Annotated in this window: 17 protein-coding genes; 6 read left to right on the forward strand and 11 right to left on the reverse strand. The window is 56.1% G+C overall.

Annotated features, from left to right (window positions below):
• Positions 1 to 217: 217 nt before the first annotated feature.
• The 4 genes from AC2FEB_RS22855 to AC2FEB_RS22870 form a co-directional block, all read right to left on the reverse strand.
• On the reverse strand, positions 218 to 502 hold the full coding sequence (locus AC2FEB_RS22855) for a YiaA/YiaB family inner membrane protein (RefSeq protein ID WP_496677581.1): 285 nt from the start codon (positions 500 to 502) through the stop codon (positions 218 to 220).
• A 43-nt stretch (positions 503 to 545) separates the two neighbouring features.
• The gene (locus AC2FEB_RS22860) at positions 546 to 1,229 is read right to left on the reverse strand and encodes a PspA/IM30 family protein (RefSeq protein ID WP_496677582.1); all 684 of its coding nucleotides are present in this window, start codon (positions 1,227 to 1,229) and stop codon (positions 546 to 548) included.
• Positions 1,230 to 1,321: 92 nt separating this feature from the next.
• Positions 1,322 to 1,912 carry a TetR/AcrR family transcriptional regulator gene (locus tag AC2FEB_RS22865; RefSeq protein ID WP_117869565.1) on the reverse strand — a complete coding sequence of 197 codons (591 nt, stop codon included), beginning with the start codon at positions 1,910 to 1,912 and terminating at the stop codon, positions 1,322 to 1,324.
• A 56-nt stretch (positions 1,913 to 1,968) separates the two neighbouring features.
• The gene (locus tag AC2FEB_RS22870) at positions 1,969 to 2,343 is read right to left on the reverse strand and encodes a hypothetical protein (protein ID WP_496677584.1); all 375 of its coding nucleotides are present in this window, start codon (positions 2,341 to 2,343) and stop codon (positions 1,969 to 1,971) included.
• A gap of 91 nt (positions 2,344 to 2,434) precedes the next feature.
• Here AC2FEB_RS22870 and AC2FEB_RS22875 point away from each other — a divergent pair, with 91 nt between their 5' ends.
• Positions 2,435 to 3,193, forward strand: coding sequence for an alpha/beta fold hydrolase (locus AC2FEB_RS22875; protein WP_496677585.1), 759 nt, complete (start codon positions 2,435 to 2,437; stop codon positions 3,191 to 3,193).
• Here the strand turns inward: AC2FEB_RS22875 and AC2FEB_RS22880 are convergent, their stop codons facing one another.
• The 6 genes from AC2FEB_RS22880 to AC2FEB_RS22905 form a co-directional block, all read right to left on the reverse strand.
• Positions 3,194 to 3,379 (reverse strand): hypothetical protein, encoded by a 186-nt coding sequence (locus tag AC2FEB_RS22880; protein ID WP_117869568.1) that lies wholly within the window; start codon positions 3,377 to 3,379, stop codon positions 3,194 to 3,196. It abuts the gene before it with no gap.
• A gap of 93 nt (positions 3,380 to 3,472) precedes the next feature.
• Complete coding sequence (locus tag AC2FEB_RS22885; protein WP_299898853.1) at positions 3,473 to 3,850, reverse strand: rhodanese-like domain-containing protein; 378 nt, start codon at positions 3,848 to 3,850, stop codon at positions 3,473 to 3,475.
• A 79-nt stretch (positions 3,851 to 3,929) separates the two neighbouring features.
• Positions 3,930 to 5,282: an HlyD family type I secretion periplasmic adaptor subunit gene (locus AC2FEB_RS22890; protein ID WP_298855778.1), complete on the reverse strand. Its 1,353-nt coding sequence runs from the start codon at positions 5,280 to 5,282 to the stop codon at positions 3,930 to 3,932.
• A gap of 2 nt (positions 5,283 to 5,284) precedes the next feature.
• Positions 5,285 to 7,348 (reverse strand): type I secretion system permease/ATPase, encoded by a 2,064-nt coding sequence (locus AC2FEB_RS22895; protein ID WP_496677588.1) that lies wholly within the window; start codon positions 7,346 to 7,348, stop codon positions 5,285 to 5,287.
• 198 nt (positions 7,349 to 7,546) lie between these two features.
• Positions 7,547 to 9,487, reverse strand: coding sequence for a type I secretion protein (locus tag AC2FEB_RS22900; RefSeq protein WP_496677590.1), 1,941 nt, complete (start codon positions 9,485 to 9,487; stop codon positions 7,547 to 7,549).
• Positions 9,488 to 9,617: 130 nt separating this feature from the next.
• On the reverse strand, positions 9,618 to 11,900 hold the full coding sequence (locus AC2FEB_RS22905) for a hypothetical protein (protein ID WP_496884405.1): 2,283 nt from the start codon (positions 11,898 to 11,900) through the stop codon (positions 9,618 to 9,620).
• A gap of 763 nt (positions 11,901 to 12,663) precedes the next feature.
• Between AC2FEB_RS22905 and AC2FEB_RS22910 the strand changes: the two genes are divergently transcribed.
• From AC2FEB_RS22910 to AC2FEB_RS22925, 4 genes are all read left to right on the forward strand, one after another.
• Complete coding sequence (locus AC2FEB_RS22910; protein ID WP_496884406.1) at positions 12,664 to 13,254, forward strand: helix-turn-helix transcriptional regulator; 591 nt, start codon at positions 12,664 to 12,666, stop codon at positions 13,252 to 13,254.
• The gene (locus AC2FEB_RS22915; RefSeq protein ID WP_496884407.1) at positions 13,226 to 13,744 is read left to right on the forward strand and encodes a hypothetical protein; all 519 of its coding nucleotides are present in this window, start codon (positions 13,226 to 13,228) and stop codon (positions 13,742 to 13,744) included. Before AC2FEB_RS22910 ends, AC2FEB_RS22915 begins: the two co-directional genes overlap by 29 nt.
• A gap of 269 nt (positions 13,745 to 14,013) precedes the next feature.
• Positions 14,014 to 14,415 (forward strand): Arm DNA-binding domain-containing protein, encoded by a 402-nt coding sequence (locus tag AC2FEB_RS22920; RefSeq protein WP_496884408.1) that lies wholly within the window; start codon positions 14,014 to 14,016, stop codon positions 14,413 to 14,415.
• 142 nt (positions 14,416 to 14,557) lie between these two features.
• Entirely contained in the window at positions 14,558 to 15,211 is a 654-nt protein-coding gene (locus AC2FEB_RS22925; RefSeq protein ID WP_496884409.1) for a tyrosine-type recombinase/integrase, read from the forward strand.
• 189 nt (positions 15,212 to 15,400) lie between these two features.
• Here the strand turns inward: AC2FEB_RS22925 and AC2FEB_RS22930 are convergent, their stop codons facing one another.
• The gene (locus AC2FEB_RS22930) at positions 15,401 to 15,790 is read right to left on the reverse strand and encodes a nuclear transport factor 2 family protein (protein WP_496884410.1); all 390 of its coding nucleotides are present in this window, start codon (positions 15,788 to 15,790) and stop codon (positions 15,401 to 15,403) included.
• Between the two features lie 135 nt (positions 15,791 to 15,925).
• On the opposite strand from AC2FEB_RS22930, the gene AC2FEB_RS22935 reads away from it, so the two are divergent.
• Complete coding sequence (locus AC2FEB_RS22935; RefSeq protein ID WP_496884411.1) at positions 15,926 to 17,128, forward strand: alpha/beta hydrolase; 1,203 nt, start codon at positions 15,926 to 15,928, stop codon at positions 17,126 to 17,128.
• Positions 17,129 to 17,270 lie beyond the last annotated feature (142 nt).

Here is a 17,270-nt window from a genome sequence, read left to right on the forward strand (position 1 = left end):
GACGGCAACAGCGCCGTCGAAGCCAAGGTCAAGGCCGAAGTCGCAGACCTCTGCGCCAAATTCCCGATCTATCCGAACTTGTAATCGGCCCATCTTCTAACAAAAAACGGCGTCCCGGCGGCGCCGTTCTTTTTTCAGACCACTTGCCCATATGACTGAATGCTGGCGTCAGAGATACCGTTGGGTCAAGCGCCGTGGTTACACGGCGCGGCTTTGATCAACCGTCAGATGACGGCTCTTTAAGTACATCCTCCAACAATTTTTCATTTCGCGCCTCTTCAATCCGATTGATGCGATCCTCGGCCGAGCGCGCGTCGAAGCGATATTTGACCACGTTTATCAGGCTAAGCGTCAGCAGAACGATACCCATGCCCCAATAGCCCTTGGTAGCCAGCGGAACATCGGTCGACAGGTACAGTGAAATAGCCAGCAAAGCGTAGGCAACAGCAACGCCTGCGCCGTTCAACATGAGAATAAGGGCATTTTCGTTTCGATTGGTCATTGGAAGTCTCCTGTTGTCAAAGCATGTTGATATTGGTCGATTTTCAATTGTCTGTTTGCGCCTTGAGGCGCTTCAGAACATCTGATGCGGTTGCCCGCGTTTTGGGACCATATCCGGCCTCTTCCATTCGGGCAGCAAGGTTTGAGTGGTCCATCCCGGCGTCAATCTCTCGCAAGATTTCGGATTGCTCGAACGGGTCATCCTGTTTCATCACGCGAGCAATCAGCGCCTCAGCTTCGTCTATCGGGCTGTCGCCACCCATATGTCGGTTCAGCAACTTTTGCAGCCCTTGCTCTCGTTTTACGGCGCGTGCAGAGATTGCACCTTGCTTGAGATCCAGAATGCGGCGGCTCGCTGCCTGAACTGAATGGCGCAATTGCAGGATGCGCGCTTCGAGCCGGCCCTCGGTCCGTTTGCGCAGCGCCAATTCGTTTTCCAGATCTGCAACCGCCTGCGCCGCGGTTTGGGCAAGATCCGGTCGATCGTCCTCCAACGCCTGACGCGCCCGCGCCATCAGGTCGTCAATACGGGCTTGCAGGGTCTCGACCTGTCGGATTTCACTACGCTGCTTCTGAATCAGGCTGGCCAGCGTCAGCTTTGCCGCCTTGAGGTTCTGTTCTGCTTCGCGGATTTTCTGATCAATCAGTTCAATAGAAAAACTGTCCCTCAAGCGGTTTTCGGCCCTGGCGTTTGCACCATCAATCAAGGTCTTCAGGGTACTGAACATGTGTTTCTCCATTTCATGAACATCGTTCACAACATGGAGATAACAACCCAGTGAACGCCGTTCAAGCATTTTTATGAACATCGTTCAGGAAACTATTTGTTTCCAATACGTGAAAGAACCTGCGCGATCATGCGTTCGATCTGTTCTGGCGGCACACCTGAAATGCGGTTTTCAAGCCCAAGGGTGACGATCCCGTGAACCGACGAGAACAGCGCGCGCGTCATCAGATCCATCTCAACCCGATCCAGTTCGGGAAACAGTTCGCTGACCGGCTCAGCAATGAAGGAAAACAACTCTTTCAACGCGTTGCGATACCAGTCGGGCACAGGGCCATCATCGGACATCTGCAAGTCGAACAAGGCCCGCCACAGGTTCGCGTTTTCATCGGCGAAATACAGATAAGCCGTGCTCATGACAATCAACCGCTGCACAGGAGGTTCACTGCCGTCAAAAGACGTACCGACCGCCTGCCCCAGACGTTTGAATGTACGCCCGTTCACGGCCATGACAATTGCGTTGAGATCCTCGAATACGTTGTAGATCGCGCCCAGCGCACATCCTGCATCTTTGGCCAGATCCCGTGCCCGAAGGTCGCTCAGGCCATTCTGGTCAATGCGGGTTTCTGCCGCCTCGACCAGCTTTTCGCGGAGCAGTTCACGCCGGATCTGTGCTTTCGTTGACATCGCGCCCTCGGGATTGAACCACGTTCAGAACTCAGCGCATAGTCCAGAATGCAAGGTCAGATCAAGCCGCGCCACCACAGAAAGACCAGCAGCAGTGTCGCCAATGCCAGCATGTTGAAAGCCAGCCCTCCCAACAGGCCGAGGAACCAGCCCCATCTGCGGTCGGCAAGGTTGATGGACCCCAGATGATCCTGAACCACATCGGACGCCTTGATCAGCTTGGGATTATTCAGAACCAGCCTCAGCTTGGGATGAGATGCCATCGCCTCGGCCCGGGCCAGAAACAGCGCCTGCTTGTAGACGCGGCGCGGCAGTCTGCGTTTGGCCTTGCGGATCGACGCCTCGAGCGTCCTGTCGCGCACTCCAATTTTTGCGCGCAGCAACACAACCGTCTCGGCGATCCGGGTTTGAATGTCTGGGTCCTGCGACATATGTTGCCTCCTGCGGGGGCAATCTAACGGCAGCTACAAAGACCTACAATGGGGCTGGTCGTTTCCAGCGGTGACTTGTATCACGCGAAACATGCTGAACACGATAGTACATGGTGAACCAACCGCCCGACCGCCTCTTGTGATTGCCCATGGCCTATATGGATCGGCCCGAAATTGGGGCGTGATTGCCAGACGGTTATCGGACGAGCGGCAAGTTGTTGCAGTCGACATGCGTAACCACGCCTACAGTGCGTGGGATCCTTGCCATGACTATCCCCAACTGGCGCAGGACATTGCCGAGGTCATCGAGCAGATTGGCGGGACAGCAGATGTGCTAGGGCATTCAATGGGCGGTAAGGCCGCGATGACACTTGCGCTGCAACACGGCGACCAGGTGAACAAAATGGTGATCGCAGATATTGCGCCGGTGAAATACACGCACAGCCAAATTCAGTTTATCGAAGCCATGCGTGCCGTGGACTTCTCGCGCATTGCACGCCGCTCGGATGCCGAGCAGCAATTGGCCGAGCAGGGCGTTGAAAAAGCATTGCAGAGCTTTTTCACCCAATCGCTGGACATCAAGGGAAAGCGTTGGTTGCTGAACCTGGATGTGTTGGCAGACCAGATGCCAAATATCATGGGCTTTCCAGATCTGGACGCCCTGTGGCAAGGTTCCGCGCTGTTCCTGTCAGGGGGCGCGTCAGACTACGTCCTGCCTGAGCATCGCGATAAAATCCGCACGTTGTTTCCCGGAGCGCGTTTTGCCAAAATCCCCGGTGCCGGACATTGGCTGCATGCCGAAAAACCGCGTGAGTTCGAAGCTGCCGTCAGGACATTCCTGAACGCCTGATCACGCGCCTTGATACAGCCGCCGGGCCACCATCCAGGATGCCGGAGCGGCGAGTACAGCCCCTGCGGCTGCGGCGCCAACGATCGCGCTGACAGACACCATTCCAGCCGACAGCACGGCGATAATGGCCGAACCTGACAGAGCAGTTGCAATCAGTGAATACAGCATAGCGGCAAGACGAAACATGGCCGGGTTTTCCTTCTGATGACTTCCGGCCAAATGTTTCACGATTCGAATGTGTTGCACTTTGATTTGTGTCAGATGCAGGCTGTTCCGGACCTAGGATTTGACGGTTTCACCGCCTCCATTCACCCAGTCGGCCAACCCACCGAGATTATACACCTTCTGATATCCCATATCCTTCAGAAGCTTTCCGGCCAAAGCCGCGCGCCCACCTGATGCGCAGTACAACACGATGGGGCGTTCCTTGCGCAGTTCGGGGTCATGTGATTGCAATGCATCGTCTGCCCGAAATTCCAGCATGCCACGGGGTATATGATGCGCCCCGGCGGCGCGACCAGTGTTTTCCAGCTCATTCGCATCGCGAATATCCAGCAGCAGCCCCCCCTGTTCGATCATGGCCTTTGCCTGGGCAGTATCGATACGCTCGACCACCGCATTGGCGGCCTCCATCATGTCTTTGACCGTCACCGGCATGCAAGTTCTCCTCTACGTCGCCGCGCAGAGGTTAACATGCGAGAATTAGAAGGTGTAGGCGTGAAGGAGAGCGACCGCGTTATTGCTCCCGAAACGCGCGCGACATGCTGTCTGATACCGGTTTGGCGATATAGGCCGCAAAGGTGCGTTCTTCGGTTTGGATCATGATTTCAGCGGGCATCCCCGGGGTCGGAACAAAGCCGCTGACGCGGTGCAACTCATCCGGAGTGAGTGAGATCCGCGCCAGATAGACTTCTTGCGGAACACCGGTCGAATCCTCAAGCAGTGAATCGGCCGAGATATAGAAGACTTCTCCGTACAAAACGGGCGTCGTGCGCTGGTTCAATGCGATTAGGCGGACAGTGGCGGTCTGTCCCGTAACAACACTGTCAATCTCGGTGCGCGGAATCTGTGCCTCGATGATCAGGGGTGCATCTGCGGGCAGTATCTCGGCTATCGGTTCCCCGGTTTCAATCACACCACCCGGCGTATGATAGTGCAATCGCACCACCGTTCCGGTCACAGGCGCGCGCACTACGGCCCGGTCAAGAACGCTGCGGGCCTGACGGGATTTTTCACGGACGCTTTCCAGATCGGCTTCGATCACGCCCAGTTCGTCCAGCGCGGCCTCACGATAGGCGGACCGTGTACGCGTAATCTGTTCGTCATATTTCAGCAGCATCTGGTTGATTTCGGCGGCTTCCGCCTGCAACCGGGCCTGCTGCCCTTCGGCTTCGGCCTGAACACGACGGATGGTGTTCAAATCCCCTTTGCGAACAAGGCCTTTCTCGAACAGCTGGCTCTTGGCCTCAAACTCCTCCTGCAATATCTCGGCTCGCCGGGTCATGCTGTCCAGCTGAGCCTCAAATCCGCTGGCCCGGATTTTCAGCGCTTCCATGTTGCGTTCCAACAGCGCCAAGTCATTCAGCAGAGTCTTGCGCGACACATCGAAGCTGAGCTTTTGCCCGTCAAGAATGGCCATTATTTCAACATCTTTGGCGGCTTCGATCAGTTCCGGCGAAAACACGAGGCGGTCGCGTTCCCCGTACTCCGCCAGCAGCCGCTCGGTCATAGCCTGAAGGCGCAGCTTGCGAATAAACAGCTCACGCTCATTGGCCTGGGCCGAAGTCTGATCCAACGTCATCAGCACCTGACCCGCCTGAACCGACTGACCTTCCACGACTTTGATGTCTTCGATGATGCCGCCCTCAAGGTGTTGTACTATCTTGTTCCGACCCGTGGCGACGAAGCTGCCTTGCGCGATGACCGCAGCGGCCAGCGGAGCGCTGAAGGACCAGACCCCGAAACCGCCGAAACACACGACAAGCATGACCAGCCCGATCACAATGAACCTGTTGATCGAGCGTGGAACCTCAGCATACCACACATCTGGATCATTGTCGGAGTTGTTCACAGGTACGAGGTCATTCATGGTCAGCCCCCCTGCCGGCCTTCAATGCCGGTCTGTTTGCGCGGCCCATTGAGCTGCTGAAGAACCTGGTCTCGCTGACCGAACAGGGCCACGCGCCCGTCGGTCAAAAGCATGATCTTGTCGACAACGTTCAACAGCGTTGGTTTCTGCGTGATAACAACCACGGTGATCTTGCTCGCACGCGCCTGCTCAATGGCACGCGCAAGCGCCTTGTCCCCAGCGACGTCAAGGTTTGAGTTCGGCTCATCCAGCACAACCATTCTGGGGTTGCCAAAGAATGCCCGCGCCAGTGCGATACGTTGTTTCTGACCACCGGATAAGGGCGACCCATCAGCGGCCACCATGGTCTCATATCCCTGCGGCAGAGTCGCAATCATGTTATGAACATCGGCCAGAACGGCGGCATCGTGAATCTGTTCGTCTGTGGCATCCACCCGCATCCGTCCGATATTGTCCTTGATCGTGCCGGGGAATAGCTGAACATCCTGTGGCAGGTAGCCGATGCTTTCGCCAAACTGGCGCGGGTCCCAGTTGCGGATGTCCATCAGGTCAAGCCTTACACTGCCCGATGTGGGCAGAATGGACCCGACAAGAGTTTTCCCAAGCGTGGTTTTCCCCGCACCTGAATTGCCGATAATGGCCAGTGTTTCGCCGGGAACCAGCGAGAACGTAATACCGTTCAGAACCACGCGTTTGGTTCCGCCCGGCACATAGAGCAGACGTTCGACATCCAGACGACCTTCGGGGCGAGGCAAGCGCAGTTTTTCGTATTGCAGGGCCGAGGTCGATAGCAGCGCCTTAATCCGCCCATAAGCCCCGCGTGTCAGCAGATAGCTATTCCACCCTTCAATCGAGCCTTCAATTGGCGCAAAGGCGCGCCCGGCAATGATCGAGGCCGCAATCACCATACCACCCGTGATCTCTCCCTGCAGGGCCAGAAACGCGCCCCAGCCCAGTATTCCGATCTGCGTCAGCAGGCGAACGGCGCGCGAAATTGCCGCGAAGATCACGTTTCGGTCCTGTGCCCGTACCTGCCAGGTCAATGATTGGGCTGTGTCCCGCCCCCAGATTCGCACTGCTTCGGGGATCATCGCCAAAGCGTTAATGATCTGGCTGTTACGCGACATCGAATCCAGATGCAGGTTCGCCATGGACTGCGCCTTGTTCGCCTCAGCAAACGGCTTGGCAGTCATTTTTTGGTTGATCAGCGCAATCGTCATCAGGATCAGCGCAGTAACCACCACGATCATCCCCAGTTCCGGATGCACCAGAAAAATCATCAGGATGAACAATGGCGCAAACGGCACGTCCAGAAACGAGATCAGCGTACCGGACACCAGGAAACCACGAAGCTGTTGCAGATCGCCCAACGTCTGATACTCGCGCCCGTTTCCATGCAACGACGCGTGGGCCGCCGCGCTAAGTACGGGTGCGCCCAGCCGGGCCGCCACCTCAACGCCCGTGCGCATAAGCATGAACCGCCGCACCGCATCGAAGGCAGACTGAAAAACCACCGCCCCCGCAACGATAGCCGTCAGCATGATCAGCGTGTCCAGCGACCGGCTGGTCAGGACCCGGTCACTGATTTGGAACAGATAAATCGGAATCGCCAGGATCAGGACATTCGTGGCGCAGGTCAGGACCAGAACAAACGCAAGATTGCGCCAGATTGCCCGTGTCGAAACGCGTAACGTGCGCTGGAAATCCTCGGGTGGGGTGCGTTTGTGGAAGGTTTGGGGTGGCCCGTTCCCATCACCGCCGCCGGACTTGGTTTGCAACAGTGGCTGGTTTGCCTTGGCCTCGATCGTGGTGCCTATGCCGCTCTCACCGGGTGCGCGTGCAGAGGGGGTCTTGCGCGCAGTCGAGTCCCCGGCGGATGTCGGATCCAGGCCGTCGGCGTCGGCCACCCCATTGCCACCACCCACCGGGTCTTCATCTTGCGCGGGCTGCGGCTGTGCACGCTGATGGGGAGGATCAGCGCGCCGTTGTTCGCGTGCGTGTTTTTGGTCTACAGATTGCTGCGACTCTTCAGTCTCAACCGTCGCATTTTGATCAGGCTCAGACACACGCATCTCCTGCGTCAGGTGCAATCGGGCTTTGACCTTTTGTGCCCGTGTCGTAGGATCCGGGCCATCGCCAGCGCACTGTCGCTGTGGACCCAAACCGCCCTGCCTGTCCAATGGACTGGATAAGAACGGACGGCGCGACGAAAAAACAATCGACATTTACAAACCTTCTGGTCACTCGGTAAAAATTCGGGAGGGTCAGGCCAGCATGGTTTGCAGGCCGTCATCTGGTGTCGTTGCGTCAGTGGATGGTGCGTTCAATGCCAGTGCGGCATCCGGTTGCGGCATGGACATGTCGTCCATGATTGCAGCGATTGCCTCATTCGTCATCTCTGTGATTTCTTCGTTGTTTGGAACGTCAATCAGGCTGGCTTGATGAAGCAGCAGGTCAGAGTAAGACCCGTCAGCGGCCATAACAGTTGAATCCACACCCATTTTGGTCAGGTTCGCGGCGTTCAACAGGGCGTTGCTGCCAGCGACGACCTCGGTATCGGCTGCATTTGGACCGGACAGGTCAATCTGATCCTGATCCAGCATCATGGTGACCTGCTCAACGATGTTCACCTGCAACAGGTCTCCGTCGATCTTGAGCACGCGCAACTGCTCCATCCCGGCGAACATGGGATCGTTGAGCAACGCATCCTCCAGCGCATCCATATCCGTTTGTTCAAGCGCCATGGCGTCGGACAGGTTCTGTTGCAAATCCTGATGAGTATCTTCGCCTATCGTTTTGACGGACGCGTCATTCATGATCAGGTTTTCATCATCTCCGGTCATTGCCCCGGGCATACCACCGCTGATGATATCATCATCCATCAGGGCGCTGGTTTGATATAACATATCCACGGAAATCATGTTTCCATCGATCATGATCAGGTCATAAAAACTGCCCAGCTGTACTATGTCGGTGACATTGAACATCTCGTTATCGCCCATCGCGTACAACGTCGATGCGGCCGAGATCTCTGTCTGAATGTTGTCGATATCCGTGGCGTCGATAACCTGCTTGATGAAGTTTGCCACAACCAGATCACCGTGCACCCAATCCACAACGATGAATTCGGGTTGTCCGGAGGTTCCGGCGGCGTCATCAAGCCAGGGGGCAACGCGGCCTTCGACTTCGATCTTCGAGGACTGAATCACATCGGTGCCACTGCCCGCGCCCGGCGCCCCCACATCCCAATCAGATACAAGCGCAACCTGGCTTATGGCGGTAAGGCTGATCGCCTGCCCTCCGACGGCGATATAGGGGGCATCAACCCAACCTACGGATGCCGAGAAGGCATTGATCGCAAGGTTGCCTCCGGTCACGACAAGGTGTCCGTCGTCAAATTCAGGATCCTTCGACTGATCCCACTCGTCCGGAAGCATGGCCTCTGCCACGTCCTCGCCTTCTTCGTCCTGTTGATGGAACTCAGGCAGAATGTCCGTCCAGACTGGGGCGTCGTCAACATACTTGCCATTGACGATCACACCCAACGCGTCATCGCCATGGAACTGATGCACGGTAACGCCGTCCACGTTCGCGCTCACCGGGGTCAGCATCTGCTGGGCCAGCGCCTCAACCATCTCGGTTGATTTGTAATCCGCGAGTGAAAACGATGGGGCTGCCACGCCATGAAACGACAACGCCAGGTCCAGAACCTCTTCGCCCTGAGCGATCAGCGCCTCGGTATCACGAAAGTCTCCTTCACCCACCGTATCGTTGTCGCGCATGACCACCTTTTGCACGGTGAAGGTCACTGCCGAACCCAATGGCACTGTCTCGGGCCGCAGAACAATCAGCTCCGGCGCAGAAGACGGGCCGGATATGCTGTCCGGAACAAATCGTTGAGACACCGCGCTGTCACCATTAAGGATGACCACTGACTCATACACCGGTCCATCAGGTGCTTGTGGTAATGGCAATTCTGGTTGAGAGGGAAGGAAATTGAATGACAGGGCTTTATACTCGCCCGACGGGATATCCAGATCAGCTTTGATGTGAATCGAGGTCGGGTCCTCTAACCCATCTATTTCAGCTTTCCGCCTCAGCGCGCTGAACTCCTCGTACTGATCCCTCAGTCGGGCCTGTTCAATCGTAATTTCGAATGTTCCAACAAAATGCGCTATCGTTTCTGTAATACCGTCAAGTGCCATGTCGGTTATCCTTTATGCCCGCAACGGCTCGAAATTTCCGCTTTGGGTTCAGTTGGGCCGGGGCCGCGTTTTGCGGCCCCGGCATTTTCGAAAGTTGCAAGGCCCGAAAATGCGAGCCCTGCCGTTTGACTTAAACGTCTGTGTCGTCGCTGGCGTGGGACATGGTCATCGAACCACCCACCATGGTCGTATCGACCGTGTTGCCCAGAACGTTGGCGCCCATGATGATCGACTGGTTGAACGCAGACGTATCAACGACTGCTGCAGCCGATGCATAGGACTCTCCGGTTACGATGCCATCGCCACCATTGTTCGCGCCCCAGGCACCACCATTGCCGCCGGCACCACCGTCGCCTGAATAGGCGCCGCCGCCGTTACCACCGGTGATCGTGCCGCCCATGGTATCGCCTGACGTTGCGCTGCCCATCGAAGCTCCGCTGGTTCCGCCGTTCGCGGCGGATGCGCCACCGGCACCACCGTAGCCCGAGTCGGCCGAACCGGTCGCGTCGCCGGAGCCGGTCGATGTGGCATCATTGTCGGAACTGCTTTCGCCACCGTATCCGGCAATTGCCTCGGCCAGGCTGTCAGCCGCGCCGTTTGTATCGGCATCTCCGAAGACGTCCGCTGCTCCGCCATCGCCCGCGGTATTTGCGGCATCGGCAGACCCTGCTCCGTTTCCGGTAGACGTCGATGTTGGCGTTGTACTGCCGCCCGCGCCGCCGTCGCCGTCAGCAGCTGACGTTCCGGTACCGGCCGCATCCGCAGCGCCGTCGGCCGCGTTTGACCCTCCGTTACCGCCGCTGCCGTCGGTATCTTGCGAATTGCTGGCTGCGCCGTTCACGTCACCCGGGCTCTGGTCAATATCCGGCCCACTTGCCGACTGATCACCAACGCCCTGAGCATCGGAATTCGCGTCAGCGGTTCCACCAGAACCGTCGCCGCCCGAGCCGTCGCCGCCGGAACCGTCGCCGGCTGTTCCGTCGCCACCGGTTCCATCACCGCCGGTTCCGTCACCGCCTTCGCCTGCTTCAGCGTCAATCATGCCCAGCTCTTCTTGCAGAGCCATGATCGCAGCTTCGACCATCGCGCCGAAGCCACCTTCGCCGTCGCCGCCGGTGCCGTCGCCGCCAGAGCCGTCACCGCCAGTGCCGTCACCGCCAGTGCCGTCACCACCGGTTCCGGTTCCGCCAGAGCCGTCAGCTGAGCTGTCCGCGCCGCTGTCAGCAGTGCCATCCGCTGTGTTGTCACCAGCAGTGGCATCATTTGCGTCGGTGTTGCTGTCGCTGGTGTTCGAGGCCGAACCATCTGCTGCAGCGTTACCATTACCACCGTCCGCTCCGGACGCGTCCGCGGCGTTATCCGCCGTCCCGGTACCCGTTCCAGTCGAGTCGGAGTCGCTGTCGCCGCCGTTTGCGTTACCGGCTGCATTCGAACCGGACAGACCCAGCCCCAGACCCAGACCAAACGAATCCGCACTGCCGCCGGCTCCGCCGGTTCCCGTACCATCGGCACTTGTGCTGCCATCGTTGTCAGACGACGCTGAGCCATCCGCGGCACCACCATCTCCACCGGCACTGTCACCGTCGGATCCTGCGCCCGCCATACCAACACCATTGCTGGCATTGCTCGCGTCACCGGTCGATCCGCCCCGGCCGCCGCTGGAATCGGCATCGGCACTGCCGGTGTCACCACCATCAGCCCACGCGTGGCTACCCAGCGTTGATGAATCGGCCGCACCACCATAGCTGGTTCCGCCGTCACCCGATTTACCACCGGTAGCATCCGAACTGATGCCTTCAGCCGCAGTTGCCGTGCCACCATTGGCGTCGCCGTTCTGGTAGAAGTCGGCATTGTTGGATACGCTCGGTGAATCCAACGTGTCATCATCACTCAGACTGGCGACCTGGCTGTTCACGGATGACATCGCTGTTCCGGCGCCATCCATCGAGACATCCAGATTCATGTCATCGCCGGGATCATAGGTCAGATCACGGCCAGCCGTGATCACGTCACCCACTGTCGCCGAGTCGCCGAGATCCAGATCAACCTGATCGTCGTCGCGCGGAATCCACTCGCCGCCGCCGAAATCGATGTTGATTTCGTTGTTGTTGGAGTTGTCGTTGGTGTTGTCTCCGGCATTAAGCGTCTGATCTTGATCCTGACCTTGGTCCTGATCCTGACCCTGGTCCTGACCTTGGTCTTGGCCCTGGTCCTGACCCTGATCCTGGCCCTGGTCCTGACCCTGTTCGTTGGCGTTTTCTACGTTTTGGTCCTGCTGCTGCTGTTGCGCAGTCACGTCGGCTTCGACAAGAGCCTCATCAACCTGAATTTCAACATCCACCGGAGCATCCAGGTTTTCGACAATAATTTCGTCAACGGTCGTTACATTGGTATTGTTTACATTGCGTCTCATAACTAATTCCCATTTCTGGAACGCCTGACCGCCATTCATCTACAAAGCGGCAACGGGCGTGATTGAAACAAAATTCCCCACACAGCGTTCGAACACACTGAATGCGGTAAACATTAGTTTTCCTGAGGCCACCTCCTTTCCCGGCTAAGCCGAAAACGCGACCGTTCTCAATCAATGCTGAAATGCGCAAGGAACGGACACGACAGGGACAGACGCTTTGACAATTAAAGCCCGCCCATGTTTGCAGCGGTATGCGTTCGCGACTAGCTAACTGAAAGTTCTGATACGGTTAACTTGTTGTTTTTGATATTTATTTTGTAAGAATTTGAGACTGCCGCCAAACCACGCACAAAAGTTCTATATGAAGAAAGTAACAAAAAATAAGTGCAATTGTTTCCGCCAGTTACACAAATTCGCGCAGGAAAACCTAACCAATAGTTCTATATCCCCGACACACAAAACATACCGTCTGGTTGTAGAAATTCACGCTTTCTGCTACAATTAAACATACGTAATTCTTTGATTAGTTAACTACTTTTGCTCCGGTAATTAGATTTCAATAACGCAATTTCCGGTTAACCCCGCTTTGTGAGGGAGTGTAATGAGTGAGTCTTTGATCAATAAAACTGGCAGTCACGGTATTTGTTCAGAAGATTTTCCGATTATCTTCCTCGGAAAAGAACTATTCTATTCAAATCAAACTCTAAGAAGCGTTCAAACTGAATATGGGATCTGCGCTTTTCGCTTCGAAACACTCGAGGCCATGCGCGAACATGTTCCGGACAGCGGCAAGATCGTCGTTGTGGATCAGATGTTGATCGAAGACCTGCTGGCGCGTCCCAGGGCATATACCAATAGTACAGGTTCCGGTTGCCTTGCCTTTGCCTATCGCAAGGAAGATTCGGCCAGACACATGTTCGAAAGCTGGAACCGAGCGCAGTTTGGAGATGTAGGCTTTCTGCCGATGAATGTCGCACCGGACGCGTGGCGCGCCATCCTCAGATTGCTGATGCATGAAGAACTATATCTTCCCAGTTTTCTGGCTGACTGTGTCTCTTCCCCCTGTCAACACGCGCCTGATAGACTTCGGGAACGGGAATCTATTGCATCGAACGGCGTGGATCGGCATGCACAATACTCCAAGCTGACACGCCGCGAAAAGCAGGTTCTGCAACTGGTCTCACAAGGCAAAAGCAACAAACTGATTGCGGCCAAGCTGGGCATCACAGAACACACGGTCAAGCTGCACATGCATAATGTTGTCGGCAAGATCGGTGTCAGCAACCGGACAGCGGCGGCTCATTTCTATTTCGAGGTTGCGCCTCATGAGGCGCAGCATACAGCCTTTGACTGATCCTTTTGAAGCCCGGTTCGACCGCCTGATCCTTTTGGTCGGCAGGCTGAACTATATGTGGACCAACACCGAGAGCCTGTTGATCCACCTGATCGCCGGGCTGACCGACACGTCGAAGGACGTTGCCGTCATCATTTTCCTGACTTTGAACACCACCCGGGCGCGAATCGATCTGGTTGAAAGACTTGCAAAAATGGAAGGGCGTCCGGCCCTGATCCGCGTTCCGATCCTTGAGCATACACAACGGCTGGCCAAGCTTTCTGGTATTCGCAACAAGTACAACCATTGCATCTATTCCTTCGACCCTGAAAGCGGAAATCCGAAAACAATCCTAATGCGGATTGCTGACCGCAAAACCGACATAAAACTCGGCCGTGAAGACACCGTCGACGAGAATGCCCTGCGCCAGATCGAAGCAGTCGTTGAACAGCTGTCAGCCGCAAACAGGGACATTTGGAAACTGATCCAACAATTGGGGTTTCCGGTTTAGGCTAACCATTATCGCACAATTGAACAGCGGAGTTTTGTGGGGTCATCGCAGCACCCGCAAGATCGCCGCCGCGCATTCGGCCAAGCACATGTAAGTCATTGCGCAATTTCGGAATTCTTGTGTGGTGTGGGCGGTGAGTACCATGTTTCTGTTGCAACATGGTGCAAATAAAAACGTACTATGTTGCTAGTGTTGGGTTTTGCAAATTTCACTTGTAGCAACTTGAGTCACCATGTTGCAAATCAACCCACAGCAAGCGTGGGGCAGATATGGCAAGAGGCGATAACTGGCTTTCCGCAACTCAAGTAAAGACCGTGCCTTCCGGCAGCGTCATTCAAGACGGTGGCGGGCTATCCCTAAAAACGTCAAAGAATGGCGGGCGCTGGTTTTACCGATTCCAAATCAACGGCAAGTGTCGGGACATGGGGTTGGGTTCATATCCTGACATGTCGCTATCGGACGCGCGCAGGGAGCGTTCAAAGTGGGCCGCTTATGCTGAGCGCGGCGAAGATCCGATTGCAGAGCGTGAGCGTCAGAGGCTTGAAGCGGAGAACAGCCAAACGACCCGACCTTTGAGGAAGTGGCGGCAATGGTGTTTGAGGCGCGGAAGGAAAGTCTTCGCGGTGATGGTGTGCGCGGACGCTGGTTCTCCCCCTGAAAGCTCTATGTAACGTCAAGATTGGCAAGCGCCGTGTCAGCACCCTAGCTGCGCGTGACATTCACGACGCGCTGAAACCGATCTGGCGCATCAAACACGAAACCGCAGACAAAGCCCTCTATCGAAAACGGATGGTGCTACGTCAGGCGAAGCTTATGGACTACGAGGTAAAACCGTTAATCTGTGACAAAGCTCGTCATATGCTCGGATATGCAGATCGGGTTTCACAGCCCCTTCCCGCGACACCATGGCAAGAAGTTCCTGATTTATATTCGAGGCTCGACAAAGAACACCCCTCTTACCTGGATCTGCGCTTCACGATTTTGACGGTGGCGCGGGGAATGCCGGTGCGCGGGGCTCGTTTCAGTGAGATTGACGGCGACGTGTGGACTGCCCCGCAAGAACGGATGAAGGGAGAACGGGGCAAGGTGCAAGATTTCCGCATTCCGCTCTCAAACGAAGCGCTGAACGTCGTCGAGCAATGCAGATCCACGGCCCGAAACGACTTCCTTTTTCCCAGCCTGCGCGCTGCGGGCGGTGTGAGCGACGTAGCAATGTCAATGGTATTGAAGCATTTGAATGAAGCCGGGCGCGTCCATGGCTTCCGCACGTCGTTCAGGACGTGGGTGCAGGATTCCGAGGCGGCAGGGTTCGAAGTCGCTGAAACTGCGCTGGCCCATATAGTCGGCAACAAGGTCGAGCGGGCCTATGCGCGCTCGGATCTGCTGGATAACCGGCGCATCCTCATGCAGAAGTGGGCCGATTACGTGAGCCAGACTGAGGCAAAGGTCGTGCAGCTTCGCGGTTAGATCGGCGGCGGCTCGGTTCGTCTACGACACAATTTTTGTACACTCTGGGGGCTAGACCTAGAAACAAGCATATTTCAACTGCAGTTTCACACCAAATTGCGGACGGTCGGCTAAATTTGGGCTGAGACCGAATTGCGGACGAAGCACCAATTCGCTGCGGCTGCGCCAAGGCCTGCTTTTGCCAGGCTGTCATCCATTCCCTGTTTGATGTGAGTACGCATCTGCGTCAAACCATCCTCGTGAAGCCTGAACTTCCATCTCGTGGTTCAAATCCCATTCCTCCCAACCATGGATTTTGAGAGGATTGCCACTGGTTGCGTCATGCCCCGTGAAAGTCCACAGAAAGAGCGCGTGCTGCCCGGAAATGCGCACGTCATCGCAGGTGAGCGTCAGGTCTGGCACATCTCTGAAAAAGCCATCTGCCATATCCTGCACCCGGTCCCGACCGGACCACGGCTCACCCAGATTGATCACGATCTCGCCGTCCTGTGCATAAAATGAAGCAACGGCCTCAGCGGATTTCGAGTTCCAGGCATTTGTGTAATCCTGTGCCATTTGCGCGATTTTCATGGAGTCCATCTTAACTTCCTCTGTGACTTCAGTTGTCTCAGGAATGTCACCGAACCACTACGTTTGCGCTTGAGGAAGACCTTGGGAAACTCTTAGGATTTTCCTGTGATTGACCCAATTGCGAAAGAAGACACAGTGCGAGCTATGCAAAAGTACAAGTTTGGCAGTTTTGTTCTCGACCCCGAGCAGCACAGTCTGAGGCATTCAGGAGCACCGGTTTCGATTGAACCGAAGGTGTTCGATCTCTTGTTGCTTTTGGTGAAAAACGCAGGTGAGTTGATCAGCCGCGACACATTGATCGAACGCATCTGGCAAGGGCGTATTGTCTCAGAATCTGCGATCAGCGCCTGCGTTTCCGCAGCGCGACGCGCGGTCGGCGATGACGGGCAATCTCAGGCAGTTATCCGAACCGTGGCGCGGCGCGGCTTTTTATGTTGTGCCGAGGTGGAGGTTGTTGAAACCGCAGATGATGCCCAATCCAGAGAGCTTTCGCCACGGCTCCAGTTCACGAAAAACCGCGAAGACAAGTCTCTCGCCTATACCGTAACAGGCGAAGGGCCTCCGATCATCTACACGACTTTTGGCGGAACCAGTATCGAAGCCGACTGGAATTCCCCGTTTTTTCGCCCGTTGCTCGACGCAATCCGCGCGAATAACACGCTGGTACGCTTCGACGAAATGGGCAGCGGCCATTCTGATCTTGAAATGGACTCCGCAGGGGTCGAGGCCGTCGCCTATGATCTGTTGAGTGTTGCCGATGCCATCGGGCTGGACCGGTTCAGCTTGTTCAGCCAATCGGGCTCGGCCCTTTCCGCGGTATTTCTGGCCGCGCACTATCCAGACCGGGTTCAATCCATGGTTTTGAATGGCGGTTATGTTGAAGGCCGGAATGTGCGGCAGAACACCACTGGCACCCCAGAAATGCTGGGCATGATCTCCGAAGGGTGGGACAAGCCTGACAGTAGTTTCCTATTGGCCTATTCGTTGCTTTACTTCCCAGAAGGCCCGCTGGATCTGGCCAAGGATATCGTCGAGATCCTGCAAAAGTCCTGTCCGGCAGAAAACATGTTGCGCATGCGGAAATCGCATAGCGATGCGTCGGTGGCTGACCTATTGCCCATGGTGCAATGCCCAACGTTGATCGTTCATGCCCGCAACGATTCAATCCACCCGCTGTCCCAGGCCCGCAAATTGGCCGCAGACATCGCAAGTTCTGAACTACTGGTTCTGGATTCGGCAAATCACGTTCCCATGCCCAAAAGCCCGGATTGGAACGCATTTCTGGAGGCCACGCTGAGCTTCTTAAATGGGAATATGGATCACTTTAGAAAGCCAAATACTCAGTAGCGATCAGCGCTACTTCTACCCAATCTGTGCAAAGCTACTTAACAACTTCAGACATTCACCCAACGCGCAGCATCCGTCACTAATGGGATGTACCGGCTGCTTCACCCAGCAGTTTAGGCTTTGCCTATATCTGCAAACAGGA

The organism is Ruegeria sp. YTSC106, from assembly GCF_059609765.1.

Coding starts and splice junctions, on each gene's coding strand:
- AC2FEB_RS22855 (WP_496677581.1), bottom strand. CDS start 502: ATGACCAATCGAAACGAAAATGCCCTTATTCTCATGTTGAACGGCGCA.
- AC2FEB_RS22860 (WP_496677582.1), bottom strand. CDS start 1,229: ATGTTCAGTACCCTGAAGACCTTGATTGATGGTGCAAACGCCAGGGCC.
- AC2FEB_RS22865 (WP_117869565.1), bottom strand. CDS start 1,912: ATGTCAACGAAAGCACAGATCCGGCGTGAACTGCTCCGCGAAAAGCTG.
- AC2FEB_RS22870 (WP_496677584.1), bottom strand. CDS start 2,343: ATGTCGCAGGACCCAGACATTCAAACCCGGATCGCCGAGACGGTTGTG.
- AC2FEB_RS22875 (WP_496677585.1), top strand. CDS start 2,435: ATGCTGAACACGATAGTACATGGTGAACCAACCGCCCGACCGCCTCTT.
- AC2FEB_RS22880 (WP_117869568.1), bottom strand. CDS start 3,379: ATGTTTCGTCTTGCCGCTATGCTGTATTCACTGATTGCAACTGCTCTG.
- AC2FEB_RS22885 (WP_299898853.1), bottom strand. CDS start 3,850: ATGCCGGTGACGGTCAAAGACATGATGGAGGCCGCCAATGCGGTGGTC.
- AC2FEB_RS22890 (WP_298855778.1), bottom strand. CDS start 5,282: ATGAATGACCTCGTACCTGTGAACAACTCCGACAATGATCCAGATGTG.
- AC2FEB_RS22900 (WP_496677590.1), bottom strand. CDS start 9,487: ATGGCACTTGACGGTATTACAGAAACGATAGCGCATTTTGTTGGAACA.
- AC2FEB_RS22905 (WP_496884405.1), bottom strand. CDS start 11,900: ATGAGACGCAATGTAAACAATACCAATGTAACGACCGTTGACGAAATT.
- AC2FEB_RS22910 (WP_496884406.1), top strand. CDS start 12,664: ATGCGCGAACATGTTCCGGACAGCGGCAAGATCGTCGTTGTGGATCAG.
- AC2FEB_RS22915 (WP_496884407.1), top strand. CDS start 13,226: ATGAGGCGCAGCATACAGCCTTTGACTGATCCTTTTGAAGCCCGGTTC.
- AC2FEB_RS22920 (WP_496884408.1), top strand. CDS start 14,014: ATGGCAAGAGGCGATAACTGGCTTTCCGCAACTCAAGTAAAGACCGTG.
- AC2FEB_RS22925 (WP_496884409.1), top strand. CDS start 14,558: ATGGACTACGAGGTAAAACCGTTAATCTGTGACAAAGCTCGTCATATG.
- AC2FEB_RS22930 (WP_496884410.1), bottom strand. CDS start 15,790: ATGGACTCCATGAAAATCGCGCAAATGGCACAGGATTACACAAATGCC.
- AC2FEB_RS22935 (WP_496884411.1), top strand. CDS start 15,926: ATGCAAAAGTACAAGTTTGGCAGTTTTGTTCTCGACCCCGAGCAGCAC.